The sequence below is a fragment of the Bradyrhizobium sp. U531 genome, from assembly GCF_051710265.1.
In the GTDB taxonomy this organism is placed as follows: Bacteria; Pseudomonadota; Alphaproteobacteria; order Rhizobiales; family Xanthobacteraceae; genus Bradyrhizobium.
In genome coordinates this window covers 723,594-741,091 of the sequence record NZ_JASVEN010000001.1, presented here as the reverse complement: position 1 = coordinate 741,091, position 17,498 = coordinate 723,594, and the positions used below count along the sequence as shown (strand labels likewise).

At 65.8% G+C, this 17,498-nt stretch carries 21 protein-coding genes and 1 tRNA gene; 7 read left to right on the top strand and 15 right to left on the bottom strand.

The window, feature by feature from the left end; all coding sequences use genetic code 11:
- Positions 1-19: 19 nt before the first annotated feature.
- The 3 genes from QRQ56_RS03745 to QRQ56_RS03735 form a co-directional block, all read right to left on the bottom strand.
- A complete protein-coding gene (locus tag QRQ56_RS03745) occupies positions 20-1,021 on the bottom strand; it encodes a hypothetical protein (RefSeq protein WP_438737684.1) in 1,002 nt (333 codons plus the stop codon).
- 156 nt (positions 1,022-1,177) lie between these two features.
- Complete coding sequence (locus QRQ56_RS03740; RefSeq protein ID WP_018321158.1) at positions 1,178-1,381, bottom strand: hypothetical protein; 204 nt, start codon at positions 1,379-1,381, stop codon at positions 1,178-1,180.
- Positions 1,382-1,676: 295 nt separating this feature from the next.
- Positions 1,677-2,339, bottom strand: coding sequence for a glutathione S-transferase family protein (locus QRQ56_RS03735; protein WP_438737683.1), 663 nt, complete (start codon positions 2,337-2,339; stop codon positions 1,677-1,679).
- 121 nt (positions 2,340-2,460) lie between these two features.
- Between QRQ56_RS03735 and QRQ56_RS03730 the strand changes: the two genes are divergently transcribed.
- Positions 2,461-3,177, top strand: coding sequence for a DUF599 domain-containing protein (locus QRQ56_RS03730; RefSeq protein ID WP_438737682.1), 717 nt, complete (start codon positions 2,461-2,463; stop codon positions 3,175-3,177).
- Between the two features lie 338 nt (positions 3,178-3,515).
- Here the strand turns inward: QRQ56_RS03730 and QRQ56_RS03725 are convergent, their stop codons facing one another.
- The 4 genes from QRQ56_RS03725 to mgtE form a co-directional block, all read right to left on the bottom strand.
- The gene (locus tag QRQ56_RS03725) at positions 3,516-4,502 is read right to left on the bottom strand and encodes a hypothetical protein (RefSeq protein ID WP_438737681.1); all 987 of its coding nucleotides are present in this window, start codon (positions 4,500-4,502) and stop codon (positions 3,516-3,518) included.
- Positions 4,503-4,551: 49 nt separating this feature from the next.
- Positions 4,552-5,370 (bottom strand): aldo/keto reductase, encoded by an 819-nt coding sequence (locus QRQ56_RS03720; RefSeq protein WP_438737680.1) that lies wholly within the window; start codon positions 5,368-5,370, stop codon positions 4,552-4,554.
- Between the two features lie 167 nt (positions 5,371-5,537).
- Positions 5,538-5,855, bottom strand: a complete 318-nt coding sequence (locus QRQ56_RS03715) for a helix-turn-helix domain-containing protein (RefSeq protein WP_438737679.1) — start codon at positions 5,853-5,855, stop codon at positions 5,538-5,540.
- A gap of 353 nt (positions 5,856-6,208) precedes the next feature.
- Positions 6,209-7,630: a magnesium transporter gene (gene mgtE, locus QRQ56_RS03710; protein WP_438737678.1), complete on the bottom strand. Its 1,422-nt coding sequence runs from the start codon at positions 7,628-7,630 to the stop codon at positions 6,209-6,211.
- Between the two features lie 86 nt (positions 7,631-7,716).
- Here mgtE and QRQ56_RS03705 point away from each other — a divergent pair, with 86 nt between their 5' ends.
- Entirely contained in the window at positions 7,717-8,520 is an 804-nt protein-coding gene (locus QRQ56_RS03705) for a polysaccharide deacetylase family protein (protein ID WP_438737677.1), read from the top strand.
- 179 nt (positions 8,521-8,699) lie between these two features.
- Entirely contained in the window at positions 8,700-9,995 is a 1,296-nt protein-coding gene (locus QRQ56_RS03700; protein WP_438737676.1) for a polysaccharide deacetylase family protein, read from the top strand.
- A 22-nt stretch (positions 9,996-10,017) separates the two neighbouring features.
- Here QRQ56_RS03700 and QRQ56_RS03695 read toward each other — a convergent pair whose 3' ends face one another.
- Entirely contained in the window at positions 10,018-10,392 is a 375-nt protein-coding gene (locus tag QRQ56_RS03695) for a hypothetical protein (RefSeq protein ID WP_438737675.1), read from the bottom strand.
- 268 nt (positions 10,393-10,660) lie between these two features.
- On the opposite strand from QRQ56_RS03695, the gene QRQ56_RS03690 reads away from it, so the two are divergent.
- Complete coding sequence (locus tag QRQ56_RS03690) at positions 10,661-10,918, top strand: hypothetical protein (protein ID WP_438737674.1); 258 nt, start codon at positions 10,661-10,663, stop codon at positions 10,916-10,918.
- A 61-nt stretch (positions 10,919-10,979) separates the two neighbouring features.
- Here the strand turns inward: QRQ56_RS03690 and QRQ56_RS03685 are convergent, their stop codons facing one another.
- The 4 genes from QRQ56_RS03685 to QRQ56_RS03670 all read right to left on the bottom strand — a co-directional run bounded on the left by QRQ56_RS03685 (position 10,980) and on the right by QRQ56_RS03670 (position 12,229).
- A complete protein-coding gene (locus QRQ56_RS03685) occupies positions 10,980-11,198 on the bottom strand; it encodes a hypothetical protein (RefSeq protein WP_438737673.1) in 219 nt (72 codons plus the stop codon).
- Positions 11,199-11,278: 80 nt separating this feature from the next.
- Entirely contained in the window at positions 11,279-11,458 is a 180-nt protein-coding gene (locus tag QRQ56_RS03680) for a hypothetical protein (protein WP_438737672.1), read from the bottom strand.
- A gap of 260 nt (positions 11,459-11,718) precedes the next feature.
- Positions 11,719-11,803: transfer RNA gene (locus QRQ56_RS03675), tRNA-Leu, on the bottom strand.
- A gap of 183 nt (positions 11,804-11,986) precedes the next feature.
- Complete coding sequence (locus QRQ56_RS03670; RefSeq protein WP_018647371.1) at positions 11,987-12,229, bottom strand: FliM/FliN family flagellar motor switch protein; 243 nt, start codon at positions 12,227-12,229, stop codon at positions 11,987-11,989.
- Positions 12,230-12,312: 83 nt separating this feature from the next.
- Here QRQ56_RS03670 and lipB point away from each other — a divergent pair, with 83 nt between their 5' ends.
- Both lipB and QRQ56_RS03660 read left to right on the top strand, forming a co-directional pair.
- Positions 12,313-13,050 carry a lipoyl(octanoyl) transferase LipB gene (gene lipB, locus QRQ56_RS03665; protein WP_438737671.1) on the top strand — a complete coding sequence of 246 codons (738 nt, stop codon included), beginning with the start codon at positions 12,313-12,315 and terminating at the stop codon, positions 13,048-13,050.
- Positions 13,051-13,247: 197 nt separating this feature from the next.
- The gene (locus tag QRQ56_RS03660; RefSeq protein ID WP_438737670.1) at positions 13,248-13,961 is read left to right on the top strand and encodes a DNA helicase; all 714 of its coding nucleotides are present in this window, start codon (positions 13,248-13,250) and stop codon (positions 13,959-13,961) included.
- A 43-nt stretch (positions 13,962-14,004) separates the two neighbouring features.
- Here QRQ56_RS03660 and QRQ56_RS03655 read toward each other — a convergent pair whose 3' ends face one another.
- Positions 14,005-14,427 carry a tautomerase family protein gene (locus tag QRQ56_RS03655; protein ID WP_438737669.1) on the bottom strand — a complete coding sequence of 141 codons (423 nt, stop codon included), beginning with the start codon at positions 14,425-14,427 and terminating at the stop codon, positions 14,005-14,007.
- Positions 14,428-14,538: 111 nt separating this feature from the next.
- Between QRQ56_RS03655 and QRQ56_RS03650 the strand changes: the two genes are divergently transcribed.
- Positions 14,539-15,393 carry a LysR family transcriptional regulator gene (locus tag QRQ56_RS03650; protein ID WP_438737668.1) on the top strand — a complete coding sequence of 285 codons (855 nt, stop codon included), beginning with the start codon at positions 14,539-14,541 and terminating at the stop codon, positions 15,391-15,393.
- Positions 15,394-15,397: 4 nt separating this feature from the next.
- Here QRQ56_RS03650 and QRQ56_RS03645 read toward each other — a convergent pair whose 3' ends face one another.
- Positions 15,398-16,834 carry a TIGR01777 family oxidoreductase gene (locus tag QRQ56_RS03645; protein ID WP_438737667.1) on the bottom strand — a complete coding sequence of 479 codons (1,437 nt, stop codon included), beginning with the start codon at positions 16,832-16,834 and terminating at the stop codon, positions 15,398-15,400.
- Complete coding sequence (locus tag QRQ56_RS03640; protein WP_438737666.1) at positions 16,831-17,496, bottom strand: DUF4166 domain-containing protein; 666 nt, start codon at positions 17,494-17,496, stop codon at positions 16,831-16,833. Before QRQ56_RS03640 ends, QRQ56_RS03645 begins: the two co-directional genes overlap by 4 nt.
- Positions 17,497-17,498 lie beyond the last annotated feature (2 nt).

Genomic DNA, 17,498 nt, shown 5'->3' with positions numbered 1-17,498 from the left:
CCGCATTTGAAATGCCGATCTACTCGTTATCCGCAGCCGCGGGAGCAGCCACCGACGCCGGCGGAGGCGCGAGCGGAACCGGTGCCGCCGCCGGAGCGCGAGCGGCCGCTTTCGGCGCCGGCTGCTTCTTCGCGGCCGGTGGCGCCGCAGGAGCTGCGGCCTGTCCCGAGGCTGGCGCGCGCGGCGCTGCCGCAGGGTTCGCGGCCGGCGCGGCCTGCCGCGTCGTCGCCGTCGGCTCCGGACTCATGATGCTCACCGGCGGGGTCGACGACGCGCTCGGGAACTCGGCGCTGGTCGGCTTGCCCGTGGGCATCGCGGGCGGCAGGCCAACGAGCGCCGCAGTCGGCGGCAGAGCTGTCGTCGCCATCGCGGTCGCGGGCACGTTCCAGCTCGGCGCATGGCGCGCGACCAGCATGTCGTAGAGATGGGAATCCATGTTGGCGGCGACCTGCTGCTGGTCGGTCAGCGAGCGGAACGCGGCGCAGTCGAACTGGGTGCAGCCGTCGCGCGCGACCAGCACCTGCGCCACCAGGCCGTAGCGATCGCGCTCGAGCGCCTTGCGCAGCGCCTTGATGTCCACCGTCAGGCTCTTCTCGGCGGTCGCGACGTCACCGAGCGCCGTCAGGCGGTCGATCCGCGCCGCGGTGTAGGACACGGCCGCAGCGGCAGCGTCGGGCGAGCCGAACAACGCCTTCTCGCAGCCGGCGGCCACGGCATCACCGGCGAAATCGTCGAGGCAGGACAGCGCAGGCAGGCTCGCGACGACGGAAGCTTGTGCGCGCGTCTCGGTCGGCGCCTCCAGCCCCGCCGGCCCATAGACGCGCACGGTCGCGGCCCCTGCGATCGCGATGGACAGCAGCGTGATCACCGTCAGCGCGCCGTTGGCGACCGATCGATCGGCACGCAGCAGCGTGATCAGCAGGATCAATCCGAAGAATCCGGCCGCGGCCAACGTCATCCACATCGGAAAGGCCGGCGAGCGCCAGATTTGGTCGAGCGAAGTGGCCCATGCCCAGTTCATGCGCGACGTCCCCTCACGCGAGCAAAGAGCGAATGGTCAAGCGAGCACCGCGAGTCGGAAACTGCCCCCGGCCCACCTTGTGAAGGTGATGCGGGCCTTTTGACGGCGGCAGGACACAATTCCGCGTGGAGCGCCAATGCATTGGCGCGGCAGTCTTCAAGACAGCGCGAGCTGGCTTTCCTTGGCGACGCGCTCGAAGGCTTCAGTCGAACTCTTGATCCGGTATTGGCAGTCGTCGCCGTCGGTCGGCAGCAGACGGATGACCTCGTACGAGCCGCTGGCAGCCGGACGCGCAACGTTGCTGGCCGTGAACAATACGCGCGTTCCAATCGGGAATTTGTGCTTCAACACCCTCTCCATCACTCAAACAGCGCCTGCGTCGCCCATGGTCCCACTGCGACGGCCGGCCGGAAACCCGCGTGCTGTATAGCACGCGACCGGCCATTTTGGCCAGCGCCATGCCAACATGGCAAACGCGCAAATCCTGCAGTCTTTTCATAACGATAGAGATGGAACCGGCGGCCGATGATACCGTCGGGCGCCGCATTTTTGGGCAGCATGTCGCAGGCCCGGTCGCAGCCTGGGGCGGGTCCATGGCCCCGGTTGCGAGGCCGCCGGCCGGCACAATGCAAGCGGCCTCGTTCCGACCAGGCGATCAGGCGTCCTCGAACTTGGCGATGAGGAGCGTTTCGGCCAGCCCGTCGCGGGTCCATTCCTGGAACGCGGGCAGCGCCATCATCGTCTCCATATAGACCTTGGTGTCCGCAGCGACGTCGATCGCGTAGGTGCGGAAGCGGTGCACGACCGGCGCGTACATCGCGTCCGCCGCGCCGAAGCGGCCGAACAGGAACGGCCCCTGCGCGCCGTAACGCGTGCGGCACCCGCGCCAGATCTCCTCGATGCGCGCGACATTAGCCTTGGCATCCGCCGACAGCGCGATTGCGCGCACGGGCCGATGCAGGTTCATGCCGCATTCGTTGCGCAGCGCCACGAAGCCGGAATGCATCTCGGCGCACACCGAGCGGGCATGTGCGCGCGCGGCGACATCGTCGGGCCACAGCTTCACTTCCGGATAGCGGTCGGCGATGTATTCGATGATGGCGAGCGAATCCCACACCGTGACATCGCCGTCGACCAGCACCGGCACCTTGCCGGCGCGGCTGAAGGACAGGATCTGCTCCTTGTCCGCGGGGTTGTCGGTGTAGAGCGGGATCAGCGTCTCCACGAACGGGATGTCGTTGGCGCGAAGCGCGAGCCAGGGCCGCATCGACCATGACGAGTAGTTCTTGTTGCCGATCGCGAGTTTCAGCGCAGCCATGTTACCAGTCCTTCCGAGACGCCCTCGAGCGAGCCGCTTTTAACGCCATCGCCTGCCGCCAATCAATCGTTGCCGCATCCTGCCACGCGTGGCAATCGTGGCGGCTTCCGAGGAGACAGACATGAGCAGGCATTGGGTCGACATCACCGCGGTCGGCTTCTTCATCGTCGAATGGCTGGTCTATGCCCTGACGCTGGAGCGGTCGGCCTACGGCCGCGACAGCCTGTCGGCGCGCATGAACCGCTATCGCGAGGTCTGGGTGCGCCGGCTGCTCGACCGCGATGCGCGCATGGTGGACATGCAGATCATGACGTCGCTGCAGAACGGCACGGCCTTCTTCGCCTCCACCAGCCTGATCGCGCTCGGCGGCGCGCTGGCGCTGCTGCACGCTACCAACGACGCCATCACGATCCTGAGCAAGCTGCCGATCGACCTCTCCACCTCGCCCGCGATGTGGGAGCTGAAATGCGTCGGCCTCGTGCTGATCTGCGTCTATGCGTTCTTCAAATTCGCCTGGGCCTATCGGCTGTTCAACTATGTCGCGATCCTGTTCGGCGGCATGCCGCCCGCCGACCGGCGCGACACGCCGGAGGCGGAAGCCCATGTCATCCGCACCTCGCGCCTGTTCGAATCCGCCGGCCGCCATTTCAACCGCGGCCAGCGCGCCTTCTTCTTCGCGCTCGGCTATCTCGGCTGGTTCGTCAGTCCCTGGGTGCTGTTCGTGACCACCGCGGCCGTGGTGATCGTGACCTGGCGACGGCAGTTCGCGTCGAGTGCCTGGAGCGCGATGGCGCCGGAGGTGGTGGAAGGTGACGAGGGGATCAGGCGCGGTCATTGAGGTGCGTGTCCCGGACGCGCTGCAGCGTGAAACGCTGCTGCACAGAGCCGGGACCCAGGGCGACAAGGTACAATGCGGAGAGATGGGCCCCCGCTCTGCAGCGCACCGTCGAAGGGACGCTGCGCTGCGTCCCGGGCACGAGAGCGGAGTGTAGGGCACGCCCTCTCCACGTCATTGCGAGCGCAGCGAAGCAATCCAGAATCTTTCCGCGGAGGGATTCTGGATTGCTTCGCTGCGCTCGCAATGACGGAGTATGGCGCGACGGCATCGCTCTTCCGGCACCATCCCGCTTGCAGACAGACCTTCGCAACCTCGCGGCTGCTCATCCGGGCTACGAACTACCCGCCCAGATCCCGCGGGCTGAACGGCAGGTCCAGCACCTTCCATTCCTCGTACAGATTGGGCGGCAGCATCTTGTAGGGCTGGCAGTTCTGGATCGCGCTCATCGCGGACTTCATGAGCGCCACGCCCTTCGCCGACGGCGGGGCCTCGATGAGGATCGGCTCACGCGCCAGCGTGCCGTCGGTCGCGAACACCGTGCGCAGCTTGATGTGAACGTTGTCGGTAGGGCTCAGTCCGGCCGGCAATTTCGCGCAAGCCCGCAAATGGCGGCGCAGCTCGGCGACGATTTCGGGCGGCAGCTTGGCTCCGATCGAATCCTTGGCATCGCCGCCATCGTCCTTGGGGGCGTCCTTCGGCAGCGGCGCCGGCAGTTCAGGCGGCAGGCCGAGCATGACGCCGTATTTGACGGTGACATCAGGTTGCGGAGCCGGATAGGCCGGCGGCGGCGCGACCTGTGGCGGCGGTTGCTGTGCCTGTGGTGGCGGTTGCTGTGCCTGCGGCTGCGGTGGCTGAGACTGCGGTGGCTGGGGCATCGCCTGAGGCGACGTTGGCTGCGTCGGCTGAGGTTGGGGTTGCTCCGGCGGCTGTTGTTGCGGCGGGGGCTGCTGCGGCTGCGCGTTGGCCTCGCGCGGCTTCGGCGCCTGCGGGGATTGCTTCTGCTGCGCAGGCGGCTGTGACGATTGCGGCGAGGTCTGCGACTTGTCCGCGGGCTTCGCCGCCGGGTCGGCCTTGTCGGTGATATCGAGCTTCGGCAGCTTGAAGTCGGGTTCCGGCGGTTTCTCCTTGGGCTTTTCCTTGGCCTCCTCCGCCTTCTCCTCTTCCTGCTTCACCTGCTCCGGCGTGACGATGTCGACCGTCACCGTCTCCGGCTGCTGGGTGCGAAACGGATGGACTTCGCTGATCACGACGATCAGCGCGACCAGCGTCAGATGCGCGAGCACTGAGGCTGCAATGTCCGTCCGTATGAAAGTCCGCAGTTCCATCGCCCGATCTTGGATTGCCGCCCTGCTGTTAGCATACCGCGGTCTCCCCTCAATCCCATTTCGGGGCGAAGCCGAAATCGGTCAGGCGACCCTTCGGATTGGCAAGCGCGGCGATCTGGCTCATCTCGTCGGCTGACAGCTCGAAATCGAAGATCTCGATGTTTTCAGACAGGCGCTCGATGCGTGAGGTGCGCGGGATCGCAGCGACATTCTGCTGCACCAGCCAGCGCAGACAGATTTGGGCCGGCGATTTGTGGTGGGCGCGCCCTATCTCGGCCAGCGTCTGATCGGTCTTGATGCGCCCCTTGGCGATCGGGCTGTAGGCGACGAGGGCAAGGCCATGCTGGTCGCAGGCTGCCCTCACCTTCGCCTGGTCGAGATAAGGGTGATACTCGACCTGGTTGCAGACGAGCGGCTCCGGCGACAGCGCCACCGCCTGCTCGAGCAGCGCCACGGTGAAATTGGAAACGCCGATGTGGCGGGTCAGCCCCATCGTCTTCGCATGCGACAGCGCGCCCAGCGTCTCCGCCAGCGGCACATGCGGATTGGGCCAGTGCAGCAGCAACAGATCGACGGAGGGAAGCCGCAAGCGCGCCAGGCTCTCCTTGACCGAGCGCTCCAGATCATGGGGCGCGAAATGGTTGGTCCAGACCTTGGTGGTGAGGAAGACGTCGTCGCGGCGCACGCCCGAGGAGCGCATACCGTCGCCGACCTCGCGCTCGTTCTCGTAGACCTGCGCGGTGTCGATGTGGCGGTAGCCGAGCCGCAGCGCCTGCTCGACCACCCGCGCGGCAGGTCTTCCGCTCAGCTCCCAGGTCCCGAGCCCGATCGCCGGAATTCTTGCGCCATTGGCCTCGACGAACAGCATGAGGAGTCCTCTTCCGTTACGGCAGCCCCTGACGTCATCAGGCCGTCATTATGGACCCGGTCCATGACGCTGCCAACGGAGGCAGCGTCCGTTCGGCCGGGATAATTGGCGCAATGCCAACGGTAGGTTCAGGCCTCGAGGTCAGGCCTTGGTATCAGGCTCGGGTATCAGGCCTTGGCGAGCGCCTGGAAGACGGTATCGGGCGCATGCGCGATCACCGCGAGCAGCGCGCGTGCCGGCCCCCGCGGAGCCCGCTTGCCCTGCTCCCAGTTGCGGATGGTCTCGACGGGAACGCCGAGCTTGGCGGCGAACTCCATCTGGGTCAGGCAGGCGCGGCGGCGCAGATCGCGCACCGCGAGCGACGAGGTCTCGCCAGGCGCGGCAGTGGCCGTGGTCTCGATCGCAGACGGCTGGACCGGAAACTCCTGCCCGTCCCGCACTTCGACGATCCGTCCGTCCGCCTTTAATCGCACACGCATGCCCATTCCCCCAAGCGCGGGCGATGATGCGGCAGGTCGCTTAAGGTGGGATTAAAGATAGTCTCGTGCCCCGGACGCTGCGCATCACGCCCGGCGATGCGAAGCATCGTCCGGTGCGATGCGCTGCTGAGCCGGGCGCATCTCGCCGGAGCATGCCGCCTGCTGGGTCCCGGTTCTGCGCAGCAACGCGAAGGGCGTTGCAGCGCGCCCGGGACACGAGAGTGAGGGTGCGCCCGCTGCCTACCCCGTCATTGCGCGGAGCTCTTGCGACGAAGCAATCCAGGACTGCCACCGCGGAAGGATTTCTGGATTGCTTCGCTGCGCTCGCAATGACGTGGAGGGAGCTTGGCCTCGCCCCCCTACCTCAGCCCGAACCACAAGGTCGCAATGCCGAGGAAGGAGAAGAACCCGACCACGTCGGTCACCGTCGTCACGAACGTCCCTGACGCCACCGCCGGATCGGCCCTGACGCGCTCCAGTGCCATCGGGATCAGGATCCCGCCGAGCGCGCCGGCGATGAGATTGCAGATCATGGCGAGACCGATGACGATGCCAAGGCCTGGAATCCTGAACCAGGCCACCGCCGCGATGCCGGTGATCACCGCGAAGGCGAGACCGTTGATCATGCCGACCAGCAATTCGCGCATCACCACGCGCCAGGCATTTGAGGAGCCGAGCTCGCGCGTCGCCAGCGCCCGCACCGCCACCGTCATGGTCTGGGTCGCGGCATTGCCGCCCTGGCTCGCCACGATCGGCGCCAGCACGGCGAGCGCGACCATCTTCTCGAGCTGGCCCTCGAACAGGCCGAGCACGGAGGACGCGAGGAAGGCTGTGGCGAGGTTCACGAGCAGCCAGTTGAAGCGGCCACGCGCAATCGTCAGGAAGGTGTCCGACAGCTCTTCGTCGCTGGTGACGCCGCCGAGCGCCTTGAGGTCCTCGTCCGCCTCTTCCTCGATGACGTCGACGACGTCGTCGACGGTGATGACGCCGACGAGGCGGTCCTGGGTGTCGAGCACGGGGGCCGCGACGAGATTGTACTTGCCGAACATGCGCGCCACCTCCTCCTGGTCCTCCAGGACGGAGACGCGGCGGCGATCCTCGTCGGTCAGCTCGGTCAGCGCAACCGGACGGCGCGCGCGGAGCAGCACGTCGAGGGGAACCGCGCCCTGCCAGTGCTGGTCCTTGTCGACGACGTAGATCTCGTAGAAGCGGTCGGGCAGATCCGGCGTCTCTCGCATGTAGTCGATCGCCTGCCCCACGGTGAAATCCTGGGGCACCGCGATGAACTCGGTCTGCATGCGGCGTCCGGCGGAATTCTCCGGATACAGCAGGCTGCGCTCCAGCGCGACGCGCTCCTTCAGCGGCAGCTTCTCGAGGATCTCCTCCTGCTCGGCCTCGTCGAGGGTCTCGAGCAGCTCGACCGCGTCGTCGGATTCCAGCTCGCGGACACCCTCCGCGACCGTCTCCGGCAGCAGTTCCTCCAGGATCTCCTCGCGGACGGTCTCGTCGACCTCGTTCAGCGCGGAGAAGTCGAAATCGGCCCCGGTCAGCTCGACCAGGCGGACGCGGTCGTCGGGCGCGAGCGCGCCGATGAGATCGCCGAGGTCGGCCTCGTGCAGCTCGGCGACGCAGGCACGCAGGGACGCGCTGTCGCCGGCCTCGATCGCATGCGCGATTTCCTCGACGAATTCGTGACGAATTTCGCCGTCTTCATTGCGCATCGGCACGTGGTCGAGTACCGAATCCGCAGCAAGCTGGGCACCGTCCATATGTTCATCCATGGTGTGCCTCGCCGTTTGACAGGTTGGAATGAGCGGCGCCTGAAGCCGATGGTTCAGGCAATACCCACAAGGCAACTCCGAGCGCAATGACAAAGATGCTTCGGTTGAAATGGACCTCGATCTCGCTGGGCGCTGTGCTCGCGGGCCTCATCGGCATCGCCTCAACCGAGGCTGCCGAATGCCCGCGCAAGGATGCGCTCGGCACTTCGCGCATCCTGAGCGTCGATGCGAAGACCACGCCGCGCGTCGGCCTGAAGAGCTTCCCGCAGACGCTGGCGCTCGCCGATCGCGAGGTCGTGCTGACCTTCGACGACGGACCGAACCCGCCGACGACGTCGAAGGTGCTGGCGGCGCTGGCGCAGGAATGCGTGCGCGCGACCTTCTTCCTGATCGGCCTGCACGCCTCCCAGCATCCCGATATGGTCAAGCGCATCGCCCGCGAAGGCCACACCATCGCCCACCACACCTTCTCGCATCCGTTCATGGCGCGGATCCCGTTCGAGAAGGCGAAGGGCGAGATCGACCGCGGCATCGCGGCCGTCGAGACGGCGCTGCATGGCACGGCGACGACGACGCCCTCGACGCCGTTCTTCCGCTTCCCTTATTTCGAGGCCACCCAGGCCGAGCTCGACCTGCTGCAGTCGCGCGGCATCGTCGTGTTCGGGGCCGACCTCTGGGCCAGCGACTGGAACGAGATGACGCCGGAGCAGGAATTGAAGCTCGTCACCGAGCGCCTCGCAGCCAGCGGCAAGGGCATCATCCTGTTCCACGACCCCAAGGCGCGCACCGCCGCGATCATGCCGGCCTTCCTGAGGTATCTGAGGGAGAACGGTTTTCGCGTGGTCCACATCGTACCGGCGGGCGTGCAGAAGAACGCCGATGCGCGCTGATGCCGGAATGTCACGCCAGCGCAAAATGGGGTGATTTGGGTCCTATTAACACTCTGTTCATGCTACGCCCTGCAAATGGATGGGGACCTGGCGACGGGAAAGGCTGATTGCGCCTGAACCGTTTCCTGGCGTCTCCGACCTACTATGGCGGCAATCGCGTATGAGGGCAGACGGGGTTCATGATCGGAAGTAGCGTTGTTTCGCGGACGCGATCGTGGATCGTCCTTTGCCTCGGTGGGTTCCTTGGAGTCTCGTCCATCGGATCGCCCGCGGCGCTTGCGGCCGACTGCCCGGGCCATCCCGACGCGCTCGGCACCTCCCGCACCCTCGTGGTCGATCCGCGCGAGCATCCGCTGATCGGCACGATGCAGTATCGCGAGACGCTGCCGCTGAAAGACCATGAGGTCGTCCTCACCTTCGACGATGGTCCGTTGCCGAAATATTCGTATCAGGTCCTCAAGATGCTCGACGACGAGTGCATCAAGGCGACCTTCTTCATCATCGGCGAGCAGGCCAAGGCGAACCCTGAAGGCGTGCGCAAGCTGATTGCCGCGGGCCACACCGTCGGCACGCACAGCATGAACCATCCGCTGACCTTCGACCGGATGCCGGTCGAGAAATTCGAGCCCCAGATCAACGGCGGCATCGAGTGGACCTCGGCGGCCATGACCGATCCGACCAAGCTCGCGCCCTTCTTCCGCATTCCCGGCCTGATGCGCGCCGAAGCCGTCGAGAACTATCTGACCTCGCGCGGCATCCAGGTCTGGAGCGCCGACTTCCCGGCCGACGACTGGCGCCACGTGTCGTCAGACCGCGTCTACCAGCTCGCGATGCAGCGGCTGGAAGCCAAGGGCAAGGGTATCTTGCTGCTGCACGACATCCAGGCGCGGACGGTGGCGGCGCTGCCGAAGATCATCCGCGACCTCAAGGCTAAGGGTTATCGCATCGTGCATGTGGTGCCGGCGACCCCCGACCGGCCGGCGACGCCGACCACGCCGGTGGAATGGCTGCTGCATCCGCCGACCGAGACCGTGCCGATCGCGCGCTGGCCGGCAGTCCCGCACTTCGTGTTCACCGAGACCAAGACGCTCCCGGCGCCCTCGCTCGCCGACCTCAATGCGGAAGCTTCGCATCAATCGCTGCTGCCGCGCCGGACCAGGGGCCAGATGGATCTCGCATCCACCCTGCCCGTGCCCGGCCCCGCGCTGTTTGCGATCCCGGAAGGCTCGATCGAGGTGTTGCTGTCGACGACATTGTCGCGGCGCGCCGCGACACGGCTGGCGATGGCGGCTCAAACGCCTCGCGCGGCCAAGGACAAGGTCGCAAAGGGCAAGGCCGGCAAAGCACATGCTCACCGGACCGCTCATGCGGCGCCTGGTGCCCCCAAGCATACGGCGCAGGCGAAGAGTGCTACGCCCAAGGGCGCGGCCCCCCACCCGACCCGCGTTGCGACCAGCGTGAAGAAGCGCGCTTAAAGCGCGCTCGGGTCGCGGGCCGTCACTGCCGCAGGATGGCGGCGACGCAGAGCAGCACGATCAGCGCGAGGAAGAACAGGTCCATATAGGATTTGAGCTCGCCGTCGCGCCGCAGCCGGGCGACGTCGGCAACGACCTGCTTCCGCGCATTCGTTCCTCCGGAGCCGTCATTGATCGGGCCCTGAAGACGCCGCGTCTCGCCTTCGAGCTTCTCGATCTTCTGGAAGAAGTAGAAGGCACGCAGCGTGGAGACCGCGCGCATCGCGGCATAGACCAGCACCAGGATCGCAAGGATCGCCCGGTTCGGATATTTCTCCAGGAAGTTCAGGCTGAAATAGACCACCGCCATGAACACGAAATTGGTGATGAAGCGGTAGACGAAGCTGAGAAAAACCATGCTGTCTGGAGCCTTGAGCGGGCGCAACCGGGATCGTGTTGCCACATGCGGGATCAGGCGATCAGGGACCGGAACTGCCGGGCCGGATCTCTTCGGGCGTCCGTCTACGCCAACATTATTTCAATAAGGATACCACGGCCCCGCAACTTGCCGCCTTTTAGCCACGCGCCGACATAATGCAAGGACACTTCCGCCCGCCACGGCTCAATGGCGATTTGGCGGAAGTCACGATAGACTATCGTCCTGCCGCCACATCCGGGGTCTGCCGATGCCGAAGAAGGGAATCACCGGCCACGACGAATGGGTTCTGACCGAAGCGCTGGCGACCGCCCTGGTCGCGCTGGAGCAGCTCGAACCCAGGCATCAGCCGAACGCGCATATGGACGACATCCGCAAGATGCTCTCGAGCGGCAAGGAGCCGGCGGCGGTGAGCCTGCACCTCGCCCAGGCCAAATGCCGGCTGTTTCCCGATCTCGATCCGCTGGAGATCTACCGGGAATACGGCATCGGCGAGGAATATGGCTGAGGCGGCAACCTGAGACCCGCCCGCAACCGATCCCGCGATCACCTGACCAGCGTACTGAAATCTATTCTGCCGTTGACGGTCCTCGTTTCGGAACAACCGGCACGCTCAGCCAGTCCGTCAGGTTCGACGTCACTTCGTTCTGCTTGGCACGCTGCAGCAGCATCTCGCGCTCCCTGCCGGGCGGCAGGCTGCTCGCACGCTCGCGGGCGTTTTCGGCGAAGGCGGCCAGCCGCTCCTGAAGCGACTGGGTCTGTTTCCTGCGGCTACGTTTGGCGGTCATCTGGACTTTCACAGCGGTTCGAGCGGACGGCATCGTCCACGATGCTCGCAGCTTCCGTCGCAACCGACGGTTCCAGCATTTCAATAAGTTAACGCCGCGCGGTTTTGCGCCGCGTGACACGCGAGGCCGAACCAAAGCCGCGAAGCGGGGTTGACGATCCGCACCGCCGGGTGACAACCGGACGCAACGGGGACGATGGACGTGGCGCGCATTTTTCCGGTTTCTGCCCACGACATCAGCGCATCGGTACGCGCCGACATCTAACCCGTTCCCGGCGCGTGCAGCCTTCGCGGCGTGGATCGCCCTAGCTCTTTCGCCGACAGCAGCCTTACAGGCGAATCGAGGGCCGACATGACGTCAGTGGAAACGAGGCTGCCTCGAGCCCGCTTGGTCAGGGTTCACGATGCCAGACCTCCGGGCGGGCGCCTGAGACCGCCGCGGACGACTGCCGTGCGGCACATGGGCAAGCCCGATGGGACCCGATGAAAAGGCCAGCTATTTCAATGGTAAAGGGAGATTTTGGTGCGCTCGGAGGGACTCGAACCCCCACGATTTTACTCACTGCCACCTCAAGGCAGCGCGTCTACCAATTCCGCCACGAGCGCTTTTGGGGATGCCGGCTTGAGGCTTGAAGGCCGACCGGATCAACGGCGCCGATCTAACAAATCCATCAGAGGGGTACAAGCCTGCAAAGGCCCTGAATTCCACAAGCTTTGCACGAAAGTTCGGGCCCCTCGCCCGAATCGACCCAGCCCGGTGCCAGAGATGCCTACCGCGTACCTGGGCGCTTACCGCGTCCCCGGCGAGCGCGGCAGCATCTGCTTGACCTCGACCGCGATCCGGTTGCGGTCGACCAGCACGACGCCGGAGGCAACCGGCAGGTTGTTGGCGAGCACCTTGACCTCGTCGGCCTCGGTTGCGTCGAGCTCGATGATGGCGCCGCGGGAAAGACGTAATACTTGATGGATCGGCATGGTGGTCGTCCCGAGGACGACCATGAGATCCACGGTGACTTTATCGAGGGTGGGCACTGTCAGGACCGCCGCAACTTGGGACTTGAACCAAGGGTACTTGGCATTTGCTCCGGAGATGATCACCACGTTATGGTTAGCCAATGGTTAATTCGCCTCAAAACCCCCGTCATCAGCTCGATTTGACGTCGTTTTCCGCCCGACACGGCGCGCCGGTCGAGTGGCGAATCTCGGACTCGCCGGTGCCTTATCCGGAGGCGGTGGCTGCCATGGAGGCCCGGGTCGCGGCGATCTCGGCGGGCGAGGCCCCCGAGCTGGTCTGGCTGCTCGAACACCCCCCGCTCTACACCTCGGGCACGTCGGGCAAGGAAGACGACCTGCGCGATCCCCGCTTCCCGATCTTCGCCACGGGGCGCGGCGGCCAGCTCACCTATCACGGGCCCGGCCAGCGCGTAGCCTACGTCATGCTCGACCTGAAGCGACGCCGGCCGGACGTCCGGGCCTATGTCGCAAGCCTGGAGGAGCTGATCCTGAAGACGCTCGCCGCCTTCAACGTCCGCGGCGAGCGGCGCGAGGACCGGGTCGGCGTCTGGGTCAAGCGGCCCGACAAGGGCGAAGGCTTCGAGGACAAGATCGCGGCGATCGGCGTGCGGCTGAAGCGCTGGGTCTCGTTCCACGGCATCGCGATCAATGTCGAGCCGGAGCTGTCGCATTTCGCCGGCATCGTGCCGTGCGGCGTCGTCGATCCCCGCTACGGCGTCACCTCGCTGGTCGATCTCGGCCAGCTCGTGACCATGACCGATGTCGACGTCGCGCTTCGGCAGGCATTCGAAGAGCTGTTCGGGCCAACCAAAGCCCTGGTGCCGGAAGCGGCCGCCTGACACATGGTTGTTGGAGACGCGCCGTCAGCGTTCTCCACCGATACGGAATCGGCTAGTCTCCATCCCGGCGTCGCCCACGCCTCCCCCCTCCGCCGGGAAAGCACACCTCATGCCGGGCGACTAACCATCGGACCGACTGTTCGAGCGCTGGGCATAAGGAGGGATTGCGTTTCAGCTCGCAACGGGAGGTTTGGACGATGAGACTCTCTGCGCCCATCTATCATCTGAAACGACAAGCGAAGCGCCTGTCCCGCGAAGCGGGCATTCCCCTGCACGACGCGCTTGACCGCATCGCCACGACGGAAGGGTTTTCCGCCTGGAGCATGCTCGCAGCGAAAGCTGCCGCGTTGACGCCCGCCAGCAGGCTGTTCCCGCAATTCCAGCCGGGCGATCTCGTGCTGGTCGGCGCACGCCCCGGCCAGGGCAAGACGCTGATGAGCCTCGAGCTTGCGGTGGAAGCCATGCGGTCGGGCCGTCGCGCGGCGTTCTTCTCGCTGGAATATACCCAGAAAGACGTTCTGGATCGCTTGCGCGCCATCGGCGTGGAGCCGGCGCAATTCGATGAAATCTTCGAGGTCGATTGCTCCGACGCCATCAGCGCCGATTACGTCGTCAAGCAGATGGCCACAGCGCCCCACGGCACGCTCGTGGTGATCGACTATCTGCAACTGCTGGACCAGAGGCGCGAAAACCCCGATCTCTCCGTTCAGGTACGCGCGCTGAAATCGTTCGCGCGCGACAAGGGGCTGATCGTCGTCTTCATCTCGCAGATCGATCGATCCTATGATCCCGCCCTCAAGCCCTGCCCCGATCTCAGCGATATCAGGTTGCCGAACCCGCTGGACCTGAAGCTGTTCGACAAGACCTGCTTCATCAACAATTCCGAAGTGCAGTTCCGCGCGGCGAGCTGACGACCTGGCCGCGGGCGAGCTGGCTCGCCCGCGGCTTGCAGCTTCAAGCCGCCTTCAGCGACACCTCGAGCTTGCCGGCGATGTAGCGGCGCTCCTGCGTGAGGCCGCCAAAACCGTAGGCATCACTCTTGACCTCGTCGACATGGAGATAGGTCTCGGGATGCAGCGGGCCCAAAATCTCGGCCATGCGCTTGAACATCGCGGCGAGATAGGCCGCCTTCTCGTCCTTGGTGTTGGTGCCTTCGCTGACGTGGATGTCGATCCAGTAGCTGGCGAGCTTCTGCTCGGCGAGCGACTTGCCGCCGGCGAACCAGTCATCGGCATCGACGGACTTGACGATGATGGCGGTCACCTTGGGATCCTTGTGCAGAATCTTTGCGGTCAGCTCGGACACGGCATGCGCGATGTCGGCCTTCAGCGACGGTGACTGGCGGGAGGTGGTGTAGGACACGGTGATCAGGGGCATGGTGGTTCTCCTCAGGATGTCGCGCTGTTTGCGCGGCGTTGGTGAGAAGCTAGACCTTCCCTGCTCATTTTGGTATCTTATCTATATTGATACCAGTGATAATGATCCATAATGAAAGCCACCCTCGACATCGCGACCGTCCAGGCCTTCCTTCTGGTCGCCGACCTCCAGAGCTTTACGCGCGCGGCCGAGGCGCTCGGCACCACGCAGGCGGCGGTCAGCCTCAAGCTGCAACGGCTGGAGACGCTCCTCGGAAAACGTCTCGTCGAGCGCTCGCCGCGCGCGGTCCGACTCACCAGCGACGGCGCCAGCTTCCTCGAACGCGCCCGCGCGCTGATGGCAGCGCATGATCGCGCGCTGTCGGGCGAAACGGCGACCGCGCAGTCGCTCTCGCTCGGCATTTCCGATCACGCCGCAGGCCCCGAACTGGTGCCTTTGCTCGAACGGCTGCACGCGATGTCGGCGAATCTCACCCTCGCCGTCACCATCGGCTTCTCGCGCGAGATGCAGGACGCCTATGATGCCGGCGATCTGGATGCCGTGATCGTCCGTCAGGAAGGCAGCCGCCGCGGCGGCGAGAAGCTGGCCGAGGACGAATTTTGCTGGTTCGCATCGCGCCGCTTCACGCTGCCGAAGGGCGAAGCGCTGCCGCTTGCGACCCTCGCCCCGCCCTGCGGCGTCCGCGCCGTCGCCGTGCGCGCGCTGGACAAGGCCGACATCTCCTGGCGCGAGCGCTTTGTCGGCGGCGGCGTCACGGCGGTTGTCGCTGCCGCGCTCGCAGGGCTTGCGATCGCGCCGCTCGCGCGGCGGATCGCGCCGCCCGGACTGGTCGACGTCGGGCCGACGCACAAGCTGCCGAAGCTCGGCAGCTCGAAGGTGATGCTGCATTCGAAGGTCAGCGATCCCGCCAAGCTCGCGGCGCTGCGTGCGGTGGCGGCGACGTTCAGAAGTGTCGCCGCCAAGTGAGGTCTCACAAAATCGCCTCGAACGCGCTGCGCAGCGTCTCGTGCCGGAACACAAAGCCGCGGCTCAGCGCCTTGTTGGGCAGCACGCGCTGACCGCCGAGCAGCAGCTCGTCGGCAAACCCGCCGCCGATCCGGCGCAACAGGCCTCCGGGAATGCGGAACACTGCCGGCCGGTGCAGGCGGCGGCCCAGCTCCTCGGTAAACTTTGCGTTGGTGACGGGGATCGGCGCGGTAGCGTTGACCGGCCCTATGAGATCAGGCGTCGCCATCACATAGGCGATCAGGCGAATGAGATCGTCGCGCTCGATCCAGGACATCCACTGCCGGCCGGTGCCGATGGGACCGCCGAGGCCGAATTCGAACGGCGTCAGTAGGCGCGTGATGAAGCCGCCCTCGGTGCCCAGCACGAGGCCGATGCGCAAATTGACCACGCGGACACCAAGCTCCTCCGCCGGCCGCGCCGCCGTCTCCCAGGCTGCGCAGAGCTCGTGGCTGAAGCAGGCATGCGACTTCGCCGATTCCGTCAGCACTTGGTCGGCCCACAACCCGTACCAGCCGATCGCGGAGTTGCTGACCAGCACCTCGGGCTTGCGGTCGAGCCGCGCGATCAGCTTGACCACCTCGCCGGTCATGTCGACGCGCGAGCCGATGATCTTCGCGCGCTTCGCCTCGGTCCAAAGGCCGTTGCCGATCGGCTCGCCCGCGAGATTGACGATGGCGTCAATCGGGGTGTTCGCGGCGAGCTGATCGAGGCCCGTGATCAGCGTGACCGGCGGCGGCAGCATCTCGGCCTTGGCGGGATTGCGGATCAGCGCGATGACGTTGTGCCCTGCTCCGCTGAGGCTTGCCGCAAGGCGGCTGCCGATGAAGCCGGTGGCACCCGTGATCAGCACGGTCTTGCGGCCCGGCAGCTTTTCGACGAGCCCGGCCGCCGGCACGCTTCGCATGCGACCGAGCCGGCGCATCGCGGCAAAATCCCTGACGCCGCACAGCGCCGCGCCAACCGCGCAAGCGGTTGCGGCGATGCTGAGCAGGCCCTGATAGACGACCGTCACGCCGAATGGCTGCATCGCCCAGTCGATCAGCACCGGCAGCAGCAGCACGAGAATGGCACCGTAATTGATCGCGAGCAGCGTGTGGTTGATGCGCTCGCTCGGCGGCAGTTTCCGGCTCAGATCCTCCTCGACGAAATCCATCAGGGTGATGACGATCTCGGCGACCAGCACCGCGACGATCAGCAGCGCCAGCAGTCCATAGACCTCGAGCCAGCCGAGCACCAGGAACAAGAGCGCATAGAGCATGTTGCGGATGCCGTGCAGCTTCAGCTCGAAGCGCTGCGACGGACGCCAGGCCAGGCGCTCGGTGAATTCATGGTGATAGAAGGTGTCGAACACGCCCATCACGATCTGGATGGCGATGAGCGTCCACAACAGCGGGGTCATGATACGGCCTCCCTGAACACGGCAGACTGGTGGAGCAGCGCGCCGTAACGCGGATGAATGACATCGAGGGTGAAGCGGAAGGCGCCCGCGCCAAGGTCGCCATGCGTCACGGTGAGATCGCCCGGCGTCAGCCAATGCGGCAGCGGGACCCAGAGACGTCCGAGCTGGAGCCCATAGCCGGCACTGCGGAAGGTCAGCGCCTCGCCCTCGACCGCGATGCGCAGCGCCATGGAAATGCCGAAGCCGACATATTCCTCGAGCCCGGTCGGGCCGGCGAAGCGTTTGGCGGAATGGATCACTTGCGGAAAGCCGCGCTTGCGCGCGCAGATGCGGGTCCAGGTCTGGCCGCCGCTCGCCGCGTCCTCGGTCACGCTGACGATCATGGGCACGCCGATGTCGCGGCCGGTCGGCAGCGGCCCGCCGATCATGCGGACGGCTTGCGCGAACCACCAGCCGATCTCGCTGAAGAAGATCTCGTCGACCACGCCGACATAGACCACGCTGTCGCCGTCGGCGACGCGCTTGGAGAAGCGCCGCCAGGTCGCGAGCGGCAGGCGGCCCCAATCCTCGTCCGACAGCAAGGCTCGGAAGCGGCGGTCGTCGAGCAGTTTGACGTGAGCGGATGTCGATGCGCTGGAGCCTGATAATCGAGCCGACGTCATCG

Excerpts from the sequence above, each read along its gene's own strand:
- QRQ56_RS03685 (WP_438737673.1), bottom strand. The coding sequence starts at position 11,198 with ATGACCGCCAAACGTAGCCGCAGGAAACAGACCCAGTCGCTTCAGGAG.
- QRQ56_RS03655 (WP_438737669.1), bottom strand. The coding sequence starts at position 14,427 with ATGCCCCTGATCACCGTGTCCTACACCACCTCCCGCCAGTCACCGTCG.
- QRQ56_RS03700 (WP_438737676.1), top strand. The coding sequence starts at position 8,700 with ATGATCGGAAGTAGCGTTGTTTCGCGGACGCGATCGTGGATCGTCCTT.
- QRQ56_RS03730 (WP_438737682.1), top strand. The coding sequence starts at position 2,461 with ATGAGCAGGCATTGGGTCGACATCACCGCGGTCGGCTTCTTCATCGTC.
- QRQ56_RS03745 (WP_438737684.1), bottom strand. The coding sequence starts at position 1,021 with ATGAACTGGGCATGGGCCACTTCGCTCGACCAAATCTGGCGCTCGCCG.
- mgtE (WP_438737678.1), bottom strand. The coding sequence starts at position 7,630 with ATGGATGAACATATGGACGGTGCCCAGCTTGCTGCGGATTCGGTACTC.
- QRQ56_RS03740 (WP_018321158.1), bottom strand. The coding sequence starts at position 1,381 with ATGGAGAGGGTGTTGAAGCACAAATTCCCGATTGGAACGCGCGTATTG.
- lipB (WP_438737671.1), top strand. The coding sequence starts at position 12,313 with ATGGTTAATTCGCCTCAAAACCCCCGTCATCAGCTCGATTTGACGTCG.
- QRQ56_RS03695 (WP_438737675.1), bottom strand. The coding sequence starts at position 10,392 with ATGGTTTTTCTCAGCTTCGTCTACCGCTTCATCACCAATTTCGTGTTC.
- QRQ56_RS03690 (WP_438737674.1), top strand. The coding sequence starts at position 10,661 with ATGCCGAAGAAGGGAATCACCGGCCACGACGAATGGGTTCTGACCGAA.
- QRQ56_RS03705 (WP_438737677.1), top strand. The coding sequence starts at position 7,717 with ATGACAAAGATGCTTCGGTTGAAATGGACCTCGATCTCGCTGGGCGCT.
- QRQ56_RS03650 (WP_438737668.1), top strand. The coding sequence starts at position 14,539 with ATGAAAGCCACCCTCGACATCGCGACCGTCCAGGCCTTCCTTCTGGTC.
- QRQ56_RS03660 (WP_438737670.1), top strand. The coding sequence starts at position 13,248 with ATGAGACTCTCTGCGCCCATCTATCATCTGAAACGACAAGCGAAGCGC.
- QRQ56_RS03645 (WP_438737667.1), bottom strand. The coding sequence starts at position 16,834 with ATGACCCCGCTGTTGTGGACGCTCATCGCCATCCAGATCGTGATGGGC.
- QRQ56_RS03720 (WP_438737680.1), bottom strand. The coding sequence starts at position 5,370 with ATGCTGTTCGTCGAGGCCAATGGCGCAAGAATTCCGGCGATCGGGCTC.
- QRQ56_RS03680 (WP_438737672.1), bottom strand. The coding sequence starts at position 11,458 with ATGTCGGCGCGTACCGATGCGCTGATGTCGTGGGCAGAAACCGGAAAA.
- QRQ56_RS03640 (WP_438737666.1), bottom strand. The coding sequence starts at position 17,496 with ATGACGTCGGCTCGATTATCAGGCTCCAGCGCATCGACATCCGCTCAC.
- QRQ56_RS03715 (WP_438737679.1), bottom strand. The coding sequence starts at position 5,855 with ATGGGCATGCGTGTGCGATTAAAGGCGGACGGACGGATCGTCGAAGTG.
- QRQ56_RS03725 (WP_438737681.1), bottom strand. The coding sequence starts at position 4,502 with ATGGAACTGCGGACTTTCATACGGACGGACATTGCAGCCTCAGTGCTC.
- QRQ56_RS03735 (WP_438737683.1), bottom strand. The coding sequence starts at position 2,339 with ATGGCTGCGCTGAAACTCGCGATCGGCAACAAGAACTACTCGTCATGG.